The following is a 19,591-nucleotide window of genomic DNA, read 5'->3' as shown; positions in this document are numbered from 1 at the left end:
TACGAACGCGGCGCCTGTAGGAGCGAGGCTTGCCCGCGAAGACGGTGTATCGGTTACCCTCCGTCGTTCCAGGCTTTTACTGCAACAGCACCCGCGTCACCCGGTCTTCCAGGGCCTTGATCTGCGCGCCATCGGCACGGTAGTTGTTCGACAGCATCACCAGCACCAACCGGCGACCATCGGCCGCGCGCAGATACCCGGACAGCGACGACACGCCCTGCATCGAGCCGGTCTTGGCGTGCAGGTTATCCACAGCCTCGGTGCCTTGCAGGCGATAACGCAGGGTGCCGCCGGTCATGCGCTGGGCATCGCCGGCCACCGGCAGCGCCGCGTACCAGGTGGCGAACCAGGGCTGCTTGCGCGCCACCAGCAGCAGGTCGCTGAGGCTCTGGCTGGAAATCTGGTTGCGCCGCGACAGCCCGGAACCGTCCACCTGCACCAACCCTTGCGGGCTCAGGCCCTGGCGCCGCAGGAAGCCCTCGATGGCCGCCACCCCGGCAGCGGCGGTGCCGGCATTGGCGGTCTTGCGGCCCATGGCCTTGAGCAGCACTTCGGACATGTTGTTGTTCGACAGCTTGAGCAAGGGTGTGATCAGGCCCGCCAGCGGCATCGACGAGTGGCTGGCCAACACCCGGGCGGCGGGCGCCGTGGGCTGGCCGAGACGCACCTGGCCCTGCACCGTCACGCCCTGCTCGGCCAGCGCTTGTTGGAACACGTCCGCCACCAGGCGGGTCGGCTCCCACACGCTGACCCAGTTGCGCCGCGACTGCCCCGGCGGCAAGGCGCCGCTGACCAGCAGCAGATTGCTGCCATGCTCACGGCCGACCTGCAGGCTGTCCGCCGTCCCGACCCGGCCCTGATTGCGCAAGCTCATCAGCCGGTTTTCCGGGCTGACGCGCACCGCCAGCGGCGCTCCCGGCACCGTCGGTGCGGTTACCGCAACCAGTACGCTGCCGGCGTCGAAGTCGTCGTTTGGGGAGATATTGAGGGCGGAAATCTGCGCCGCGTAATACAGGCTTTCATCGTCGCTGGCCCAGTCGACACCGAGTCGTTGATCGTCGAAGGCGGTGTCGTCGAGCACCAGGTCACCCGCGACCTGACGAATGCCGGTGCGCGCCACCGCCGCCGCCAGCTCCTGATAATCCTTGGCCTGCATGCTCGGGTCGCCAGAGCCGCGCAGGTAGAGATTGCCCTGCAGCCGCTCGCCCTGTTGCGCACCGTCGCCCAGCACCTCGGAGGCGAAACGGTAGTCGGGGCCGAGGACGTCCAACGCGGCGGCGGTGGTCAGCAGCTTGAGGCTCGAAGCCGGGATCAGGCGACTGTCGGGGTTGTGCTGATACAAGGCCGCACCGCTCTCGGCATCGCGCACCGTCAGCGATACCGTGGCGCCCTGGAGCGCCGGGTCGGCCAGGACCTGATCCAGGTTGGCGGCGTACCGGGCGCCGGGATGGCTGGCGCAAGCCGCCAGCGACAAGGCCAGGAACAACCCCAGCCCGCGAGTGTAAAAACGATGTACTGAACCCATGAGAAAGGTATTTCCTTGATGACCTCGAACCCACCGCCGACAACCTTGCGGCTGCGGCGGGCGCCCAGATAACGATTGGCGAGGGGCCCGTGTCAACGAACAATCGCAGCCGACGCCTCAGGCCGGACGTTGCGCAGCGCTCATTGCGCCAACGCGACCAGCGGACTGACCAGCAGCCCCAGCCCGGCCGCCAGCAGCGCCAGGCGCGGCTGATAGGGCAACAACAGCACCAGCGACAAGGCGCTGAGCATCAAGGCCGCGCACCACTGCACCAGGCCGAAAGCCCAGCCAGCCGCCGCGATCGCCGCCCACAGCGAACCCGCCAGCAGCAACCAGCCGCCGAGGCGCAGGCCACTGCGGCGCCGGGCCGTGGGTTTGTAGCCCAGGAGTTCGGCGTGGTGACGGTCCATCGACAGGCACAACCCGGCAAAACCGGGATAACACAACAGCAGCGCCAGAAGCATTCAGTTCACCTCGGTTTCAAGGGCGGCCCGTCGCGAGCGGACGGCAGCGGAGGGATAGACGGCAGGACGCGACATCTTCCAGGCCGCCCAGGCCAGGAACAGCCCCGCCGCCAGGCAGGTCAGGTCGAACCCGGCCCGGACCCAGTCGCCGTGCACCAGGAAACCATCCAGCACATCGGGCACCGTCAGCGCATCGAGCAGCGGCACACTGGCCAGCAGCAACGCCGCCGCGCCCAACTGCTCGACCCAGGCCTTGCGCCCGCGACGCAGTGCGGCGTGCAGCAGGCTCAGGCCCCAGACGATAAAGAAGCTGTTCACTTCCCAGTCCGCCCGCCCGGCGAGGCTCACCGGCAACAGGCGGTTGGCCCAGAAGAAGGCGGCGACAGCCAGCACCAGGCCGGACATGCTGGCGATGTTCAGCACTTCCACCAGCCGCAACTCGAAGGGCGTCACGCCGCTCTTGGCATGCTTGAGCTGGCGCTTGCCGAGCCAGATCACCAGCCCGGTGCCGATCATCGCGGTGGCGGCCAGGCCGCAGATAAAGTACAGCCAGCGCAGCAGCGGCCCGGCGAAGAGGCCCATGTGCAGCCCGTAGAAACCGCCTCGGATAGCGACGATCGGCGACTGCGGCGGGGCAACCTGCAGCAGCTTGCCACTGACGCCGTCGAACGAAACCGCACTGCCAAAATCGCGAACCACCTGGTCGCCACCGTGGCGCATGACATTCACCGAGGCATTGGCATCCCCGGGATTGTTCACCGTGATACGCCCCACGCGGCCGCCCGGCCACTGCTCGCGAGCCTGTTGCAACAGTGGTTCGAGCTGCACCAGCGGCGCCGGCCGGCCCGCGGCCGGTGCGTTGCTGGTGGCGGGAAACGCCTCATTGAACAGTGCCCGGGTGTCTTCGCCGTAGGTGGCCAGGATGCTCGCCGGCATGACCATCGACATGAAGATCACCAGGCTGCTGTAGGTGATCATCAGGTGGAACGGCAGCACCAGCACACCCACCGCGTTGTGCCCGTCGAGCCAGGAGCGCTGGCCCTTGCGAGGGCGGAAGGTGAAGAAGTCCTTGAAGATTTTCTTATGGATGATGATGCCGCTGATCAAGGCAACGAACATCAGCATGGCCGCCGCGGTGGACAGCCAGCGACCCCAGGGATAGGGCATCTGCAACTGGAAATGGAAACGGTAGAAGAATTCGCCGCCGCGGGTATCGCGGGCCTGCAGCTCGGCGCCGGTGGCCGGGTCCAGCAGTTTCTGGGTAAAGGCGCCGCGCTCGCCGGGCTTGCCCGGAAATTGCCACATCACCGACAACACCGGCTCGCGGGCATCGGGCAGGTTGATGAACCAGCGCGAGGCACCCTGGGCGTGCTGCTGCAAGTAGCTCTGGGCGAGGATCAGGCTGGTCTCGTTGCTGACCGAGCGCGACGGCACTTCGGGCTGCATCCAATGGCTGATTTCATCCTTGAAGTAGGCCAGGGTGCCGGTCAGGAAAATCGCCAGCAGCAGCCAGCCGAATACCAGTCCGACCCAAGTGTGCAACCAGGCCATGGACTGGCGAAATCCCTCCTTCATGAGAGATTCATCCAATACGCCAACGCAGAAATCGCCGCCAACACCAGCGCCGCCAGCAGCAACCCGAACCAGGCCTGCCAGGCCGTGCGGCAGGCGAAGCACCAGAGCACCGCCACCAGGTAGAACAGGAAGGACGCCATCATGCCGCCGAATACCGCATCGGCGCGGGACACAGGGAGCAGCAGAGTCATGCAAATGCTGGACAACGCCGCCAGCAGGTAACCGCCGAACACCGCGGCCAGCACCCGTGAAGTCACGGCCAGACGATAGGAAAAAGGGATCGCAGCAACTTTGCTTTTCATGTTTCGACCTTGAAACCAGGACAGCCCGGCATTGGCAAATACCTCACGCGGGCTCAAGTCGGCGCAATATTAATGATAAATATTCTCATGTGCAAAAAATCACCACCCCACCGAGAGCTCTTCCGTCGGTCCGGGTTGATTGCCCAATGCCATGCCCGGCCACTACAATGCGAACAATTCTTGTTCTCTTAAGCATTTTCATGCTGCCGGAGCGTTCGGCTTGGCTCACTCCTCTACCGTCGAAGTCCTCTATCACGCCCATCACAGCTGGCTGAACGGCTGGTTGCGGCGTCGGCTCGGCTGCCCCGACAGCGCCGCCGACCTGGCCCAGGACACCTTCATACGGGTGCTCAGCGCCCGAGAAACGCCGTCGATCGTCGAGCCGCGGGCGTTCCTCACCACCATCGCCAAACGGGTGCTGTGCAACCACTACCGGCGCCAGGACCTGGAACGGGCCTACCTCGACACGCTGGCGCAGATGCCGGAACTGCTGGCGCCGTCCGAGGAGGACAAGGCGATCATCCTGCAGACCCTGATGGAGCTGGACCAGTTGCTCGACGGTTTGCCGCGCCTGGTGAAACGCGCGTTCCTGCTGGCCCAGGTCGATGGCCTGAAACACAGCGAGATCGCCCGCGAACTGGGGATTTCCATCGCCACGGTCAAGCGCCACCTGCACAAGGCAGCCCTGCGCTGCTACTTCGCCCTATGAACGCTGCACTCCCCCGCCCGCCGGACATCGGCGCCCAGGTCGCCGACCAGGCCGTGCACTGGCTGCTCGAAATGCAGGCGGGGCCGCTCAGCCCGCGCCAACAACTGGCCTGGCAGCAGTGGCACGACGCCCACAGCGAACATCAACGGGCCTGGGAACATATCCAGCGGGTCAACCAGCGGCTGCGCGGCCTGTCTTCGCCCCTGGCCCATGCCGCGCTCAACGTGCCGAAATCCTCCAGCCGGCGCCAGGCGCTGAAACTGCTGCTGATCCTCGGCGCCGGTTCCGCCGCGGCCTGGGGCTTGCGCGAACACAATCCGCTGACCCCGCTGATGGCCGACTACCGCAGCCCGGTGGGCCAGCGGCGCACGCTGCAACTGAGCGATGGCAGCCAGCTGCAGCTCAATACCGACAGCGCGGTGGACGTGAGTTTCGATGGCCAGCAACGGCTGATCCGGCTGTTGGCCGGGGAGATCCTGCTGACCGCCGCGGCCGACCGCCGGCCGCTGCTGATCCAGAGCGCCCAGGGCCTGCTGCGCCCGCAAGGTGCACGCTTGAACCTGCGCCAGTTCAGCCAGCGCACCCAGCTGGCGGTGTTCGAGGGCAACGTCAGCCTCAGCCCGTCGGATTATTCGGCAGCGCCATTGCAGGTAAGCAAGGGGCAACAATTGAGCTTCACCCGCAGCGCCTGGGACAACCCGCGGCCGCTGGACGCCGGCAGCGGCGCCTGGAGCGAGGGCATGCTGGTGGCTGCCCATATGCGCCTGGCGGACTTCCTCGACGAGTTGGGCCGCTACCGTCGCGGCCAGCTCAACTGCGATCCACGGGTCGCCGACCTGCTGATCTCCGGCAGTTACCCACTGGACGACAGCGAACGGATCCTCGACCTGCTGGAAATCAGCCTGCCGGTGAAGGTCCGGCGCTTCACCCGTTATTGGGTCACGGTCGAGGCCCGTGCCTGAACCTGTAGCCGCTGCCGCAGGCTGCGATAAGGTCCGAAGGACCTTCGAGGGCCTCAAGAGCACGTCCCCTTCGGGGTCGATCGCAGCCTGCGGCAGCGGCTACCAATCGGCACCGATTCAATGTTTTTTCCGACGTGCGAATTATTTTCATTTTGTGTGAGCCGTTTTCCAGCACTCGCGTGACAGAGAAGGAAAGCCCCCCTTGACTGCAACCTTCTCAGGATCGATGTCCATGCCCCAGCACCCCACTCGCCTTACGCCCCTTGCCCGTACCCTGCGCCAGTTGCTGCTGGGCGCCAGCCTGAGCTTTTCCGCCCTGCCGCTGGCCATGGCCGCCGACGGCCCGACGCGCGATTACCACATCGCGGCGGCGTCGCTGGAAAACGCCCTGAACCAGTTCGGCCGTGAGGCCGGGGTGCTGATTTCCTTCGGCTCCCAGGTCACCAGCGGCGTGCAGAGCCAGGGCCTGGAAGGCAGCTACACCACCGAAGAAGGTCTGAATGCCCTGCTCAAGGGCACCGGCCTGCAAGCCCGCGCCGAAGGCGGCAATGCCTTCAGCCTGCAACCGGTGAGCACCGAAGGCGCACCGGCGGCCCTGGAGCTGGGCGCCTCCAGCGTGGTCGGCGACTGGCTGGGCGACGCGGCGCAGACCAACGTCTTCGAGCATCCAGGTGCGCGGGATGTGATCCGCCGCGAAGAATTCGAACGCCAGGGCGCGACCCAGGCCCGCGACGTGCTCAACCGCATCCCCGGGGTCAACGCCCCGGAAAACAACGGCACCGGCAGCCACGACATGGCGCTGAACTTCGGCATTCGCGGGCTCAATCCGCGCCTGGCCTCGCGCTCCACGGTACTGATGGACGGCATTCCGGTGCCCTTCGCGCCCTATGGCCAGCCGCAGCTGTCCTTCGCCCCGGTCAGCATGGGCAACATGGACGCGGTGGATGTGGTGCGTGGCGGTGGCGCGGTGCGTTACGGGCCGCAGAACGTCGGCGGCATCGTCAACTTCGTGACCCGTGCCATCCCCGATGCACCCACGGTCAAGGGCGGCTTCCAGACCGAGACCAGCCCGTCCTCCAGCCACGACGGCTTCAAGACCACCGGCAACCTGCTGGCCGGCGGCACCGCCGACAACGGCCTGGGCAGCGCCCTGCTGTACTCCGGCACCCGTGGCGGCGACTGGCGCGAACACAGCGACACGCAAATCGACGACCTGATCCTCAAGGGCCATTACCAGCTCGACGACGCCAACAGCTTCAACGCCATGGCCCAGTACTACGAGGGCGAGGCCGACATGCCCGGCGGCCTCAACGTCGCCGACTACAAGGCCGACCCGTATCAGTCGACCCGTCCGTACGACAAGTTCTGGGGCCGTCGCACGCTGATCAACTTCGGTTATCGCTACCAGGAAGATCGTCGCGAATTCACCGTCAACAGTTTCTTCACCAAGACCCTGCGCAGCGGCTACCTGGACCAGGGCAGCTTCCTCTCGCTGTCGCCGCGCGAATACTGGGTGCGCGGCATCGAAACCCGCTTCGCCCAGGGCTTCGACCTGGGGCCGACCAGCCACGAGCTGGGCATCGGCTACCGCTACGTCAACGAGGCCGGCCACGAGTTGCGCTACCGCACGCCGATCAGCGCCAACCAGCAACTGCCGAGCACCAGCAGCCGCAACGACCGCGATACCCGCGGCGGCACCGAGGCCAATGCGTTCTTCGTCGACGACCGCATCGACATCGGCAAGTGGACCCTCACCCCGGGCATCCGCTACGAGATGATCGAGTCCCAGCAGACCAACAACCTGACCAACGTCAAATACAAGGGCGACTACAACACCGCGCTGCCGGCGCTGAATGTGATGTACCACCTGACCGACAGCTGGAACCTCTACGCCAACACCGAGGGTTCGTTCGGCAGCGTGCAGTACAGCCAGATGCCCAACCGTGTGAGCAGCGGCGAAGTGAAACCGGAGAAGGCCCGCACCTGGGAACTGGGCACCCGCTATGACGACGGCGCCCTGCGGGCGGAGATCGGCGCGTTCCTGATCAACTTCGACAACCAGTACGACAGCAACCAGACCAACGACTCGGTGATCGCCCGTGGCGAAACCCGTCACCAGGGCATCGAGACCAGCGTCAATTACGCGCTGGACGGCCTGAGCCCGGCACTGGCCGGTTTCGATCTGTACGCCACCTACGCCTACGTCGACGCCACCATCCGTGAGGACGGGCCGAACAAGGGCAACCGCGTGCCGTTCTCGTCCAAGCACAAGGGCACCCTCGGCATCGGCTACACCGAAGGCCCGTGGAAGCTGAACTTCGACAGCAGCTACCAGAGCAGCCAGTTCGCCGACAATGCCAACACCTCCGCCGAAAGCGCCGACGGCAGCACCGGGCGGATTCCCGGCTACATGCTGTTCAGCAGCCGCGCCGCCTACGACTTCGGCCCGCAACTGTCGGACCTGAGCGTGGCGGTCGGGGTGAAGAACATCTTCAACCACCAGTACTTCACCCGCTCGTTCGACGACAACAACAAAGGCAAATACGTGGGCGAACCGCGGACCCTGTACGTACAGACCTCCGTGGCGTTCTGATCCACGGCCACCACCTGGCAGTAGGAGCGAAGCTTGCTCGCGATAGCGTCCGGCCTGACACACCGCGCCGCCTTCATCGCCGGCAAGCCTGGCTCCTACAGAACAGCAAATCATTCCGCTCTGCAGGCACGCACTTGCTGGCGATGGCATCGAGGCTGACAAAACAGCTCGACATGTTTATCAAGGCGTTCAAGCCAAAAGATCAGTAATCAATTACAACGGCGCCAAAAATCAGCCGCTGATGACTTGCACCCTGTCATTCAGAAATAACCATATAACAAATCAAACCTATAAAAATCCGATGTTGGTTGCACACAGCAATGACGATGAATTGAAGGCAGTAGTCAGTCACGTGATGCCATCCTTTTCAGGAGTATCGATCTCACGGACAACCTCAATTGGAGCTTGCTATGCAAAACGACTTTACGTCCCCAACCTCTGTTGTCTTTTCTAACCGAGGTGCAGATATTGAGTTCAAACCCAGGAAGAAAAATGTCCTGATGAGAATCATATCTAAAACCTCCATTTGCAGTCAGTCTCTCGCAGCCGGCGGCTGCGAAGGGTGGAAGTGGTAAACATGATCGTTTGACAGTGGAGAACCTCTTTGCTTGCAAAGAGGTTCTGATAATTGGTTGAAAGCGAGCATGATCAATATGAGTTCAAACTTCTACTCTATTGCCGACTTTGATGAAGATAGCGTCCCTGGCTTCGCGGCAAAAGCCTACAAACTGACACTGCCTTATGTTACTCAATTCTTGACAGCCAGACACCCGCATCGAAATGGCGCTGTCTGTCCATTTATCGCTGGCGCTCTTAAAAACGAAACGCTGTATTTCAGCTTTGCCGACTTCCATGACCATCACGACTGGTCCGCCTTCATAGAACAATGCATCAGATTCATGGAAAGCAAGCGGAGTGATAATAAGCTTGGTCGTGCCTTGATCATCCTGCTTCCCGACGACTTCGACCTGGAGGCCTTGTTACGAATTCATGTAGATAACAAAGTAAAATGTGTAGAGTCCTTTTTAATGCTTGGTGCCCTCTACAAAGACAGCAATGCAAAAAGCCTTCACAGCCCTGACTTTTTCCCTCTGAGAACACCCACCCCAACTCTTGTGATGCGAGAAATTACCGCGGGGGACTTAGTTTTTCTTGAACCTAAGCATTACAGCATTTTTACCCGACTGAAGTTTCTTAAATCATATGTTCGTCGCTTCGAAAGCGACAAATCTTCAGCGTACGAAATGCGCCAGGCTTCTGTTTCAAGGAAGATCATCAAGCAATACAGCATAAAAATAGTTTTGGATTGCCTTTTCCGACTGGCATTGCTCTCTATCATCATCGGCAGCATCACTGTAGCTCTTAAAGGAGCCACGCATGTTTACCTCCAATAGGTATTTCATTTCAGGCATTGTGCTGATCATCTCTCAGCAAGTCTCCCTGGGCATATCAACCTATTATATTGCCATGGCTGGCGCGGCTCTTTCGCTGCAAGACTACCAACTGCTAAAGACTCGGATAATCCTTTTCTTCTCATTTGCCTTGCTGGGATACCTGATCAGTTCCGCAGTAGAGTTCATTTCTGCAAAGCTCAAGATTGATTTATGGGAGAAATACATCTTCTCCGTTTACGAGCATCTTCGCCACAATCAACCTCTTTCGTCTGAAGCAAACCGCAAGAATGTCCAGAGCTGGCTGGGCAGTGAAGTACCGACAACGCTGGATGGCACAGTCAATCTCTATTTCGGCATGACTTCCGTGTATAGCAATATCATAGTCACCCTCTATGTATTTTATTGGGTGCTCGGGCCCCACATCGCCATACTAATGGCAAGCTCCATTCTGATTTCATACTTTCTGGTAAAGGCCATGAAAAGCAGAATAAGTGTCTCCGCCACAGAAATACAACAGAAGAGGCTCAACGTAGTCAAGCGTGCAAGTTCGCTTTGGGATTACTACCTGAATGCAAACTCATCCATGATTGGCTACTCGGAGGCTTCTTCCAGATCATTGATCGCGGACTTCCTTAAATCCTCCCTGTACTACACCAGGCTTGAGCAATTGGCCGCGTGCTTGCCGATATGTATAGCCGTCGCAATAATTCTGATATACCTGCAAGGACTGCCTCTGAGCCAGTCTGTCCCTTGGGGGATGATCGTTGCGGTTTTACCGCGGTCCCTGCAGGTATTCGGAAATGTTCACTCAATGAGTTTGTATAACAGCAAGTACGTATACTTTTGCAAAAGAATCAGCAATCTGTTGAATTTCACCGATACATTGGAGCCACTGAACCTCAACAAACAAGTCGTTCGCGAAGATATATCGATTTGCAATACCGTGAATGGAAAGACCATCCCCATTGATCAATTGCTCGATGACATTCGCACAATCGCCAGTCTTAAAGGAAGATTTCTCGTGTCAGGCAAGAATGGTTCTGGAAAGTCGTCTTTTTTAAAACTGATCAAGTCAGAGTTTGCCGAGTCCATTTTGCTGCCAAACCACGTAAGCTTTCATGAAACCGACGCTCCACTTTCCACTGGAGAAAGTCAGGTTCAAAAGCTCCTTCATGTACTGAATCAAAAGGCCCGGATAATCCTGCTCGATGAGTGGGATGCAAATCTGGACAGCCAGAACAAGCTACGAATCGGCAACATCCTGAGCCAGAAAGCCGAGGAAATATTGATTATTGAAGTGCGGCATATTCAAGAGGCGATCTGAAATCGACTCCAAATGCCTACTGTCGAGCCCCTTGCCACGCAGGTATCCGCATTTGCCCGATCAGCCAACGACCTTTCGCGAACACAGCAGGATGAGCCTGGGTTGAGCTACAAAAAAAGGCCATCGCAGCGATGGCCTTTATGTGTCTCCCCCAATAATGAGGGCCTGCATTGGATGTCCAGCACCTACAAACATCAGCTGCGCAGCAGGCGCATGTTTTTGAACAGTAACTCAGCCGTCAGCTATTGAGCGCGGCCTGTTCGTTTTCCAGGAATTCCTCTTCAAGCAAGGCATCGGCCTGGCCTTCGCGGGCGCTTGGCGCTGCCGCGGCGCGCTTGTTGCGCAACCGGCCGAACAGGTGTTCCAGGGAATTCTCCAACTTGGTGGCCGCTCCTTCGATGGCCAGTTCCAGGGATTCGGCTTTGTGGGTCACGGAAATCGGTTGATGGCCTTTTGGCCGCGCCTCCAGTTGGCAGCGCAAATCGTGGGGACCGGGCTTGTCGCCGTTCTCGTCCCGCAGGTGAACCTCGACTCGGGTCAGGTCCTCCTCGTAGCGTTCGAGCGTGCTCTCAATGGTAGTACGTACCCACTCCTCCAGTCGGATGCTGCTTTGAATATGGTTATCGCTATTGACCTGGATTTGCATAGTTCTTCCCTTATTTCAGCTAGCTCGCGAGAGGAACCGCGTGCCCCTGAGGGCGTACTTTTTGCGGCCTCTTGGTTACAGAGTTGGGCAGAGCGCAGAACAATTCAACCCCTTAAAAAAGATAAATATCTATTCGCAAATAAAGCCGGACAAAGCGCAAAAGCGCTGTTAATGTCGGGAGTTGGGTCGCCTCACTCCCCTGTCCTTTCTGCTTACCCGTGTCCCCCTCCCAGCGGGTGCAAACCGCGAAATATCTCCGCCTCTTCCACCAGCCAGTCGTGCACCGCGCGCACGCCCGGATGGCTCAGCGCACCCGGCGCATACAGCAGCACATAACGTTTGTGATTGGGCACCGCGAGGCCGAACGGCACGATCAGGGTGCCGCGCTCCAGCTCATCGTTGAGCAGGGTACGCCGGGCAATCGCCACCCCCATCCCGGCGATCGCCGCCTCGATGGTCAGGTGGTTGCGATTGAAGGTGTGCCCGCGCCGCACATCCGCGCCCTCGCAGCCGATGGCATTGAGATAGAACTCCCACTCCGCGTACTCATAGCTGCCGCGCCAGGCGGTGATGTCGTGCAGCAACGGGAAATGCACCAGGTCCGCCGGGCCGTGCAACGGCGGCCGCCCGCGCAACAGCCCCGGGGCACAGACCGGAAAGATCTGTTCATCCAGCAGGGCTGTGGATAACAGCCCCGGATAGCTGCCGTCGTTGAGGTCGATGGCCAGGTCGAAATCGCCTTCGTGCAAGGCCACGCTGCTGTCCTCGGCCACCAGCCGCAGCTGAATGTCCGGAAAACGCTGCTGCAGCCGGGGCAAACGCGGGGTCAGCCATTTGCCGAGAAACGACGGGATCGAGCGCAGGCGCAAGGTGCCGCTGATCATTCCGGCATCCAGCCGGCGCAATTCGGCGTCGATGCTGCCATAGGCCTCGTTCACCGTGATCGCCAGCCGCTGCCCCTCGGCGCTCAGCTCCACCCCACGGGCGCGCCGGTGAAACAGGCGAAAGCCGAGCCGCTCTTCCAGCAGGCGGATCTGCTGGCTGACCGCCCCCGGGGTGATGTGCAGTTCTTCCGCGCAACGGGTGAACGACAAGTGCCGCGCGGCACAGGAAAACACATGCAGCCAGACGTAGGTCTGGGCATGAAACTGACGACTCATCGTTTAGTCCTGCTAAAGGCTGTCTTAGGAAAATTCGTTGGTCAGTCTTGACCGAGCTAGGCAGTATCGCCGACCTGACGCTCGGCCTACAAAAAATGGCAGCGATTTCTCTTCCATTGCTTGTAAGGCTTTAGCATGGCTATCAGTGTTTTCGATCTCTTCAAAGTAGGTATCGGCCCATCCAGCTCCCACACCGTCGGCCCGATGCGCGCCGCCGCGACCTTCGCCCAGGGGCTGTTCGAGCAAGGGTTGCAGGAGCAGGTGCAGCGGGTGGAAATCCGCCTGTACGGCTCCTTGTCCGCCACCGGCGTCGGCCATGCCACCGACCGTGCCTGCGTCATGGGCCTGATGGGCGAATGGCCCGACAGCATCGACCCGAGCAGCATCGGCCCGCGCATCCAGCAACTGCGCGAAAGCGGCGAGCTGAGCCTCGGCGGCCGCTCGCGCATCGCCTTCGACTGGCACCGCGACCTGCTGCTGCTCGACGAGAGCCTGCCCTACCACCCCAATGCCATGTCGCTGTCAGCCTTCGCTGCGGACGGCCTGCTGTGGCGGCAGACCTACTACTCCGTGGGCGGCGGTTTTATCGTCGAGGAAGCCGAAGTGGCCGAAGGCGCCCCGGCGGCCAACGGCGTCGAACTGCCCTACGACTTCAACAGCGCGGTGGAACTCCTGGCCCTGTGCCAACGGCACCAGTTGCGAGTCTCGGAACTGATGATGGCCAACGAACGGGCCTGGCGCAGCGACGCCGAAATCCGCAGCGGCCTGCTGCACATCTGGGCGGTGATGCGCGAATGCGTCGAGCAGGGCCTGCGCCACGAAGGCACCCTGCCCGGCGGCCTGGATGTGCCGCGCCGCGCGGCCAAGCTGCATCGCAACCTGCTGGAAATCGGCAAGCCCAACGTCATCAGCTCGACCCTGTCGGCCATGGAGTGGGTCAACCTGTTCGCCCTGGCGGTGAACGAGGAAAACGCCGCCGGCGGGCGCATGGTCACCGCACCGACCAACGGCGCGGCGGGGATCATCCCGGCGGTGCTGCATTACTACATGAAATTCAACCCCGAAGCGTCGGACGACGACGTGGTCGACTTCTTCCTCGGCGCCGCCGCGGTGGGCATCCTCTGCAAGAAAAACGCCTCGATCTCCGGCGCCGAAGTCGGCTGCCAGGGCGAGGTGGGTTCCGCCTGCGCCATGGCCGCCGCCGGCCTGGCCGAGGTGCTTGGGGCCACCCCGGAGCAACTGGAAAACGCCGCCGAAATCGGCCTGGAACATAACCTCGGCCTGACCTGCGATCCGGTCGGCGGCCTGGTGCAGGTGCCGTGCATCGAGCGCAACGCGATCGCCGCGGTGAAGGCAATCAACGCCACCCAGATGGCTCTGCGCGGCGACGGCAAACACTTCATTTCCCTGGACCGGGTGATCCGCACCATGCGCGATACCGGCGCCGACATGCACGACAAATACAAAGAAACTTCACGGGGCGGCCTGGCCGTGAGTTGGGTGGAGTGCTGAGGAGCGCTCCCTGACCGTCCGCCCCACGTGAGCCCGAGCAAAAATAATAACGAGGCAATACCGATGACCGATGTACGAACACCCGCTGCCGAAAACCCTGCCGTAGAGACCGCCCGCGACACCACGACCGCCAGCCAGGGCTGGAGCAAACACGACACCACCTGGATGCTCGGCCTGTACGGCACCGCCATCGGCGCCGGTACCCTGTTCCTGCCGATCAACGCCGGGGTCGGTGGCTTCTGGCCGCTGATCGTGCTGGCGCTGCTGGCCTTCCCGATGACCTTCTTCGCCCACCGCGGGCTGACCCGCTTCGTGCTGTCCGGGCGTTCCGGCGACATCACCGAGGTGGTGGAAGAGCACTTCGGCATCGGCGCCGGCAAGCTGATCACCCTGCTCTACTTCTTCGCCATCTTCCCGATCCTGCTGGTGTACAGCGTGGCGCTGACCAACACCCTGGGCAGCTTCATGGAGCACCAGCTGCACATGACGCCGCCGCCACGGGCGATCCTGTCGCTGGTGCTAATCCTCGGCCTGATGGCCATCGTGCGCTGCGGCCAGGGCGTGATCGTGCGGGCCATGAGCGTGCTGGTCTATCCCTTTGTCGCCGCGCTGTTGCTGCTGGCCCTCAGCCTGATCCCGAACTGGAACGGCGCCTTCTTCGCCTCGGCCAATAACGGCATGTCCACGCCGCTGTTCCTCAAGACCCTGTGGCTGGCGATCCCGGTGATGGTGTTCTCGTTCAACCATTCGCCGATCATCTCCGCCTTCGCCGTCGACCAGAAGCGCCACTACGGCGCCCAGGCCGAAGGCAAGAGCAGCGGCATCCTCGCCGTGGCCCACGGCATGATGGTGCTGACGGTGATGTTCTTCTGCTTCAGCTGCGTGCTGGCCCTGTCGCCGGCCGACCTGGCCGCGGCCAAGGCGCAGAACATCTCGATCCTGTCGTACCTGGCCAACCACTTCCAGACGCCGGTGATCGCCTATGCGGCGCCGCTGATCGCGCTGGTGGCCATCACCAAATCCTTCCTCGGCCACTACATCGGCGCCAGCGAAGGTTTCCAGGGGCTGATCGTGAAAAGCCTGCGCAGCCGCGGCCGGACCCTGTCGTCGCGCTGGCTGGAGCGTTGCACCGCGCTGTTCATGGTCCTGACCTGCTGGGCCGTGGCCACCTTCAACCCGAGCATCCTCGGCATGATCGAAACCCTGGGCGGACCGGTGATCGCCTGCCTGCTGTTCCTGATGCCGATGTACGCGATCCGGCGCGTGCCGTCACTGCGCCAGTATTCGGGCCAGCTGTCGAATCTGTTCGTGGTGCTGATCGGTCTGATCGCACTGTCAGCGATCATTTATTCGTTCATGCCCTGAAACGGGTAGCCAAAGAAAAACGGACCTATTGGTCCGTTTTTTTTCGCCCCCGGGTTTATTGGTCGACGGCTTTCCCGGCATGCCCTTTGCTTTGCAAGACCCGAGGAATACGGACGTTATCAAACCTCGGCGAACGGCCTGCCAGTGGTCTGGACATGCGAACTAATCCCGATCCCGGCCGGTCAATGACTGCACGATACAATCAGGCGGTGACGCACATGGACAACCCCTTTCAGCTGATTACCGATGCCTTCGCCCCGGAATACCGGGTCAACCTGAGCATCCAGGGCCTGGACGGCAGCATCATGCTGACCCTGTCCAAGGCCGGCCGGGTCGTGGCCAAACGCATGATCAGCGCCGAGCAGCGCAACGATCCACAGCGACTCAAGCGCCTGGTGCAAAGCATTCAGTTCGGCATCGCCATCGAGCAGGGCCACAGCGCCGTGGCCATCCTCGAAGCCATGACCAACAGCGACAGCTTCAAGCTGCCGCTGCCGGCCGCCAAGGGCCGGCCGCCCCTGAGCGTGGCGATTTAAAGCTCGCCCTTCTCCACTTCCGGGTGCTCGCTGGAACCCGCACCGACTTTGCGTTGCGGGTGTTCGATCTTCACCGACGGGAACTGCGACGAGGCATAGCGCACCACCAGGATCGAGAACGCCAGCAGCAGGATGCCGCCACACAGGTAGATGATCCCCAGGTCCGGCGGGTTGTGGTGCGACACGTTGGAGATCAGCAGGCGGGTCAGCGCAGTGATCGCCACGTAGATCAGGAAGCGCACCGGCATGTGGTTGGTCTTGAAGTAGATGCCGACCATGGCGCCCAGTTCGAGGTAGATGAACAGCAGGAGAATGTCATCGATCTTGATATGACCTTCTTCGAGCATCCCGAGAAATTCCATCACCGCCGCCCAGGCCGTCACCGCGCCGATGGCGAACAGCGCCAGGTAGTGAAAGGTCTCCACGAACAGGTTGCCCAGGGACTCGGCCAACTGATGGACGTTCTGCCGCAGTTTCTCGGCCCAATTGATTTTCACGATGGTTTTTCCTTAGGTCGACTCGACCGGATGATGCGGGTTGGACGTGACGGTTGTTCTGCATGCAGAAAAAAGGCCAGCGTCTGGGGAATGAGATGGCGGCCGGGGTCGGCTGGACACTTCTGTGGGGCTTTCAAGGGCGTCTTCGCGATCCGACTTGCCCGCGATGGGGATCGACGCGTAATCACCTGACAAACCCTGAAACCCGTCTAGATTAAAAAGCCACTATTCAAAGCATAAGGATTCGCTTATTCTTCTCGCCTGTATATAAATACAGTAGTAGCAAATACCCATTATCGTGAAGGCATGTGAGGTGGTGAATGGCCGTCGAAGTGGTATACCGCAGCAGCCGAGATCTGGAGCGCTTGTTCATGGATAAAGCCGAAGCTGACCGTCATGACAAAATGCTCGAACTGGCTGAATTGCTGGCGCAAGTGTTGCAAAAAGCTGTGCCGTCCCTGAGCGAGCAACAGGTGGAAGAAGCCGGGATCTACATGGCAAAGAACCGCGATGTGTTCGCCAAGGCCTTCAAGAGCCAGCCGGACGCCCTGTCCGAACTGCTCAGCGCGCCGGTTGCGGCAGCCGAGCCAGAGGCTCCGCTGGCAGCGCCGGAAGCCGCGGAACCCGCAGCACTGACCAAGCCCGCCAAGGCGAGCAAAGCCGCCAAGTAAGCCGGTTGCGAATCGAGAAGGCCCTGGGTATCCCGCCCAGGGCCTTTTTTATGCCTGTGGAAATCAGGCCTGACCGCTTTTGATCAATCTCCACACTCAAAATCGACGGTACTGAAGTCGGCCAGAAATACATGACGACTTAAGACCATCCTTAGTCTTCAGTTAGTGTCTGATCTGGTTTTAATACAGAACCATATAGAATATTACGCAATCAATGCAGCCATTTGTACTAATAAACGGCTTCATGTACCGCAACGAAAAGAAGTTATTCTTCAAAACATCCAAAGCCCCACCATAAAGCAGAAACACCACGCTCATTCAATATCAATAGCTTAACATCCCATTACAGGGCCATATCAGCAAAAACAAAGAACTGCCAAAAGCATGACGCGACCAGAACCCCATTAAATTTTCAACCATCATGACTTCACATTAAAAAGCTCAGTGCTACTCTCAGCGTTCCGTCTGAGCCATCAAACTTAAAGTTGACGGAAAACTTACACAAAAGGAATATTGTGATGAAGCAAATTGATGTTCTGATAGTGGTCGATGTTGAAGGTGCTCTGTCAAGCGGTGATCTATCAAATAATGTGTATATGATAGATACCAACAAATATGTTGGATCGAGTACCGGGGAGGGGACGAACGGACTCCACACGGCGTGTAAGGATGGACAGTTAATCAACTGGGGCGTTACAGGTGTCTCACCTTCAAGTGATGTACAGATCAGTCGCTTCGTCGGTCAGATGGTGAGTGACGGCACTTGCAATCCTAAGCCGTTCAACACCCCTGAGGGTGAGAGTGAGTTCTGGCAAGGCCGGGTCGAGGCGCGCGGTTTCAAAGGACGCAAGCAGTACTCGGTGGACCTTAAGTTGAATGGAAAAACATTAACCTTTGATCCGTATCTGGAGATCAAGCAATAGCTGTAAGCGTTGTGTTTCGATACCGACGAGGCTTACTGTACAAACAAATAATTTCGTGCACTTAGCCCCTGCTTTTTTTATAACGTCGGCTTTATTTATCTGAGTGCAACACTAGAAAAGCCCGCCCATTGCGTCGGGCTTTTCTACCCCCTATAAACACTTACTTTTACTGATGAAACATACCAATCCCACCGCCCAGATTTTCCGATGAAATAAACGACCTTCGCCAACACCGAATACATCAGCCAGTTTGGCTACAGTGATCTGCAAGACCGAGAAAGCCAAGACTCCAGTATGAGCTAAAGTTGCCCCCTTCCTAGGCTTCAGGTTGCTCCAGCGCTTCGACCAACGCCTTGAAAAACCGCGCCGCCTCGCCACCGGTGACCACCCGATGATCGAAGGTCAGGGACAGCGGCAACAGCGGATGCACCGCCACCGCGCCGTTCACGGCCACCGGCTCGTCGCGGATCACCCCGGCGGCGAGGATCGCCACTTGCGGCGGCACCACCACCGGGTTGGCATAACGGCCGAACAGGGTGCCGAAGTTGGACAGGGTCAGGGTCGCGCCCATCATCTCCTTGGGCGGAATCGAGCGTGCCTGCACATCGGCGCGCAAGCGCGTCACCCCCGCCTTGAGGTCCACCGCGTCGCGCTGGCCGACATTGCGCAGCACAGGCACGAACAAGCCATCGGGGGTGTCCACGGCGATGCCCAGGTCGAGGTGCTGGTGCTGCTTGATCGACAGGGTCTTGCCGTCGAACGCGCTGTTGAGCACCGGCTCCACCGCACAGGCCGCCGCCAGCGCCTTGGCCAGGCGGATCAACGGGTCGCGGGCCTGGCCCCAGCGGTGCAGGTCGGCATCGCCGTAAATCGTCACCGGCACCACCTCGGCGTGGGAGCGGGCCATGTTCAGCGCCATGCTCCGACGTACCCCGCGCAGCCGGTCGCCGCCGAACCGCTCGCGTTCCTGCTGCGCGGCGTTTTCCACATCGCTGCGGCTGATCAGCCCATCCTTGGCCGAACCGCTCAAGGCATTCACGTCCACGCCCAGTTGCCGGGCCAGTTGGCGCACCGCCGGCGTGGCGCGGACTGCCATATGCTCGCGGGTCGAGGGCGCGGCGCCGACAAAAAACCGGTCTTCCTGACTGGCCCCGCCACCTTCGAGGCGCCCGACCACGGTGCCGGCATCCGCCTCGCCTTCGTAGCCGAGCAAGGGTTCGCCGACATGCAGGATGTCGCCCGGCGCGCCGTAGGTTTTCGCCACCACCCCGTCATAGGGCGCGGGAATGTCCACCAGGGCCTTGGCGGTTTCCACCGACACCAGCAACTGATCGGCCTTGACCGTATCGCCGGCCCTGACGTGCCATTCGACGATCTCCGCTTCCTGCAGGCCTTCGCCCAGATCGGGCAGTTTGAAATATTTCATCGCAGCC

General features: G+C 60.7%; 17 protein-coding genes and 1 pseudogene. 10 read left to right on the top strand and 8 right to left on the bottom strand.

Annotated elements, in window-relative coordinates:
- Nucleotides 1–76: 76 nt before the first annotated feature.
- The 4 genes from dacB to CXQ81_RS07405 all read right to left on the bottom strand — a co-directional run bounded on the left by dacB (nt 77) and on the right by CXQ81_RS07405 (nt 3,866).
- Entirely contained in the window at nt 77–1,525 is a 1,449-nt protein-coding gene (gene dacB / locus CXQ81_RS07420) for a D-alanyl-D-alanine carboxypeptidase/D-alanyl-D-alanine-endopeptidase (RefSeq protein ID WP_101336882.1), read from the bottom strand.
- Nucleotides 1,526–1,665: 140 nt separating this feature from the next.
- Complete coding sequence (locus CXQ81_RS07415) at nt 1,666–1,989, bottom strand: DUF3325 domain-containing protein (protein WP_101336881.1); 324 nt, start codon at nt 1,987–1,989, stop codon at nt 1,666–1,668.
- The gene (locus CXQ81_RS07410) at nt 1,990–3,564 is read right to left on the bottom strand and encodes a PepSY domain-containing protein (protein ID WP_101336880.1); all 1,575 of its coding nucleotides are present in this window, start codon (nt 3,562–3,564) and stop codon (nt 1,990–1,992) included.
- Nucleotides 3,561–3,866 (bottom strand): DUF3649 domain-containing protein, encoded by a 306-nt coding sequence (locus CXQ81_RS07405; RefSeq protein ID WP_101339389.1) that lies wholly within the window; start codon nt 3,864–3,866, stop codon nt 3,561–3,563. The genes CXQ81_RS07410 and CXQ81_RS07405 overlap by 4 nt, the downstream gene beginning before the upstream one ends.
- Nucleotides 3,867–4,086: 220 nt before the next feature.
- Between CXQ81_RS07405 and CXQ81_RS07400 the strand changes: the two genes are divergently transcribed.
- The 5 genes from CXQ81_RS07400 (at nt 4,087) to CXQ81_RS07380 (ending at nt 10,848) form a co-directional block, all read left to right on the top strand.
- Nucleotides 4,087–4,575 carry a sigma-70 family RNA polymerase sigma factor gene (locus CXQ81_RS07400; protein ID WP_101336879.1) on the top strand — a complete coding sequence of 163 codons (489 nt, stop codon included), beginning with the start codon at nt 4,087–4,089 and terminating at the stop codon, nt 4,573–4,575.
- Nucleotides 4,572–5,537: a FecR domain-containing protein gene (locus tag CXQ81_RS07395; RefSeq protein ID WP_101336878.1), complete on the top strand. Its 966-nt coding sequence runs from the start codon at nt 4,572–4,574 to the stop codon at nt 5,535–5,537. The genes CXQ81_RS07400 and CXQ81_RS07395 overlap by 4 nt, the downstream gene beginning before the upstream one ends.
- Before the next feature lie 232 nt (nt 5,538–5,769).
- Nucleotides 5,770–8,130, top strand: a complete 2,361-nt coding sequence (fecA, locus tag CXQ81_RS07390) for a TonB-dependent Fe(3+) dicitrate receptor FecA (protein WP_101339388.1) — start codon at nt 5,770–5,772, stop codon at nt 8,128–8,130.
- A 644-nt stretch (nt 8,131–8,774) separates the two neighbouring features.
- Nucleotides 8,775–9,524 (top strand): DUF6875 domain-containing protein, encoded by a 750-nt coding sequence (locus CXQ81_RS07385; RefSeq protein ID WP_101336877.1) that lies wholly within the window; start codon nt 8,775–8,777, stop codon nt 9,522–9,524.
- Entirely contained in the window at nt 9,508–10,848 is a 1,341-nt protein-coding gene (locus CXQ81_RS07380; RefSeq protein ID WP_101336876.1) for an ABC transporter ATP-binding protein, read from the top strand. The genes CXQ81_RS07385 and CXQ81_RS07380 overlap by 17 nt, the downstream gene beginning before the upstream one ends.
- A gap of 238 nt (nt 10,849–11,086) precedes the next feature.
- Here the strand turns inward: CXQ81_RS07380 and CXQ81_RS07375 are convergent, their stop codons facing one another.
- Both CXQ81_RS07375 and CXQ81_RS07370 read right to left on the bottom strand, forming a co-directional pair.
- Nucleotides 11,087–11,494, bottom strand: a complete 408-nt coding sequence (locus tag CXQ81_RS07375) for an HPF/RaiA family ribosome-associated protein (protein ID WP_007932409.1) — start codon at nt 11,492–11,494, stop codon at nt 11,087–11,089.
- Nucleotides 11,495–11,706: 212 nt separating this feature from the next.
- The gene (locus CXQ81_RS07370) at nt 11,707–12,654 is read right to left on the bottom strand and encodes a LysR substrate-binding domain-containing protein (RefSeq protein WP_101336875.1); all 948 of its coding nucleotides are present in this window, start codon (nt 12,652–12,654) and stop codon (nt 11,707–11,709) included.
- A gap of 135 nt (nt 12,655–12,789) precedes the next feature.
- Here CXQ81_RS07370 and CXQ81_RS07365 point away from each other — a divergent pair, with 135 nt between their 5' ends.
- From CXQ81_RS07365 to CXQ81_RS07355, 3 genes are all read left to right on the top strand, one after another.
- On the top strand, nt 12,790–14,166 hold the full coding sequence (locus CXQ81_RS07365) for an L-serine ammonia-lyase (protein ID WP_087091289.1): 1,377 nt from the start codon (nt 12,790–12,792) through the stop codon (nt 14,164–14,166).
- A 63-nt stretch (nt 14,167–14,229) separates the two neighbouring features.
- Nucleotides 14,230–15,531, top strand: coding sequence for a serine/threonine transporter (locus CXQ81_RS07360; RefSeq protein WP_101336874.1), 1,302 nt, complete (start codon nt 14,230–14,232; stop codon nt 15,529–15,531).
- 218 nt (nt 15,532–15,749) lie between these two features.
- A complete protein-coding gene (locus CXQ81_RS07355; protein ID WP_007932393.1) occupies nt 15,750–16,067 on the top strand; it encodes a DUF3509 domain-containing protein in 318 nt (105 codons plus the stop codon).
- Here CXQ81_RS07355 and CXQ81_RS07350 read toward each other — a convergent pair.
- Nucleotides 16,064–16,564, bottom strand: a complete 501-nt coding sequence (locus CXQ81_RS07350; RefSeq protein ID WP_009042237.1) for a phosphate-starvation-inducible protein PsiE — start codon at nt 16,562–16,564, stop codon at nt 16,064–16,066. The two genes, CXQ81_RS07355 and CXQ81_RS07350, sit on opposite strands and share 4 nt — an antisense overlap.
- A gap of 320 nt (nt 16,565–16,884) precedes the next feature.
- Between CXQ81_RS07350 and CXQ81_RS07345 the strand changes: the two are divergent.
- A pseudogene (locus tag CXQ81_RS07345) lies at nt 16,885–17,142 on the top strand (YebG family protein); the annotation flags it as partial.
- A gap of 611 nt (nt 17,143–17,753) precedes the next feature.
- On the top strand, nt 17,754–18,158 hold the full coding sequence (locus CXQ81_RS07340) for a hypothetical protein (protein WP_101336872.1): 405 nt from the start codon (nt 17,754–17,756) through the stop codon (nt 18,156–18,158).
- A 316-nt stretch (nt 18,159–18,474) separates the two neighbouring features.
- Here CXQ81_RS07340 and CXQ81_RS07335 read toward each other — a convergent pair whose 3' ends face one another.
- The gene (locus tag CXQ81_RS07335; protein WP_101336871.1) at nt 18,475–19,584 is read right to left on the bottom strand and encodes a dihydrolipoamide acetyltransferase family protein; all 1,110 of its coding nucleotides are present in this window, start codon (nt 19,582–19,584) and stop codon (nt 18,475–18,477) included.
- Between the last annotated feature and the right edge of the window lie 7 nt (nt 19,585–19,591).

Origin of the sequence: Pseudomonas sp. 09C 129 (genome assembly GCF_002843625.1) — a bacterium.
Lineage (GTDB): Bacteria > Pseudomonadota > Gammaproteobacteria > Pseudomonadales > Pseudomonadaceae > Aquipseudomonas > Aquipseudomonas chlororaphis.
The sequence above is the reverse complement of the archived record's forward strand: the minus strand, read 5'-3'. Positions and strand labels throughout refer to the sequence as shown.

Bases quoted from the DNA above. Each gene is read 5' to 3' on its own strand.
- CXQ81_RS07375 (WP_007932409.1), bottom strand. From the start codon at position 11,494: ATGCAAATCCAGGTCAATAGCGATAACCATATTCAAAGCAGCATCCGA.
- CXQ81_RS07365 (WP_087091289.1), top strand. From the start codon at position 12,790: ATGGCTATCAGTGTTTTCGATCTCTTCAAAGTAGGTATCGGCCCATCC.
- CXQ81_RS07370 (WP_101336875.1), bottom strand. From the start codon at position 12,654: ATGAGTCGTCAGTTTCATGCCCAGACCTACGTCTGGCTGCATGTGTTT.
- dacB (WP_101336882.1), bottom strand. From the start codon at position 1,525: ATGGGTTCAGTACATCGTTTTTACACTCGCGGGCTGGGGTTGTTCCTG.
- CXQ81_RS07405 (WP_101339389.1), bottom strand. From the start codon at position 3,866: ATGAAAAGCAAAGTTGCTGCGATCCCTTTTTCCTATCGTCTGGCCGTG.
- CXQ81_RS07360 (WP_101336874.1), top strand. From the start codon at position 14,230: ATGACCGATGTACGAACACCCGCTGCCGAAAACCCTGCCGTAGAGACC.
- CXQ81_RS07355 (WP_007932393.1), top strand. From the start codon at position 15,750: ATGGACAACCCCTTTCAGCTGATTACCGATGCCTTCGCCCCGGAATAC.
- CXQ81_RS07395 (WP_101336878.1), top strand. From the start codon at position 4,572: ATGAACGCTGCACTCCCCCGCCCGCCGGACATCGGCGCCCAGGTCGCC.
- fecA (WP_101339388.1), top strand. From the start codon at position 5,770: ATGCCCCAGCACCCCACTCGCCTTACGCCCCTTGCCCGTACCCTGCGC.
- CXQ81_RS07415 (WP_101336881.1), bottom strand. From the start codon at position 1,989: ATGCTTCTGGCGCTGCTGTTGTGTTATCCCGGTTTTGCCGGGTTGTGC.
- CXQ81_RS07385 (WP_101336877.1), top strand. From the start codon at position 8,775: ATGATCAATATGAGTTCAAACTTCTACTCTATTGCCGACTTTGATGAA.
- CXQ81_RS07335 (WP_101336871.1), bottom strand. From the start codon at position 19,584: ATGAAATATTTCAAACTGCCCGATCTGGGCGAAGGCCTGCAGGAAGCG.
- CXQ81_RS07380 (WP_101336876.1), top strand. From the start codon at position 9,508: ATGTTTACCTCCAATAGGTATTTCATTTCAGGCATTGTGCTGATCATC.
- CXQ81_RS07410 (WP_101336880.1), bottom strand. From the start codon at position 3,564: ATGAAGGAGGGATTTCGCCAGTCCATGGCCTGGTTGCACACTTGGGTC.
- CXQ81_RS07340 (WP_101336872.1), top strand. From the start codon at position 17,754: ATGAAGCAAATTGATGTTCTGATAGTGGTCGATGTTGAAGGTGCTCTG.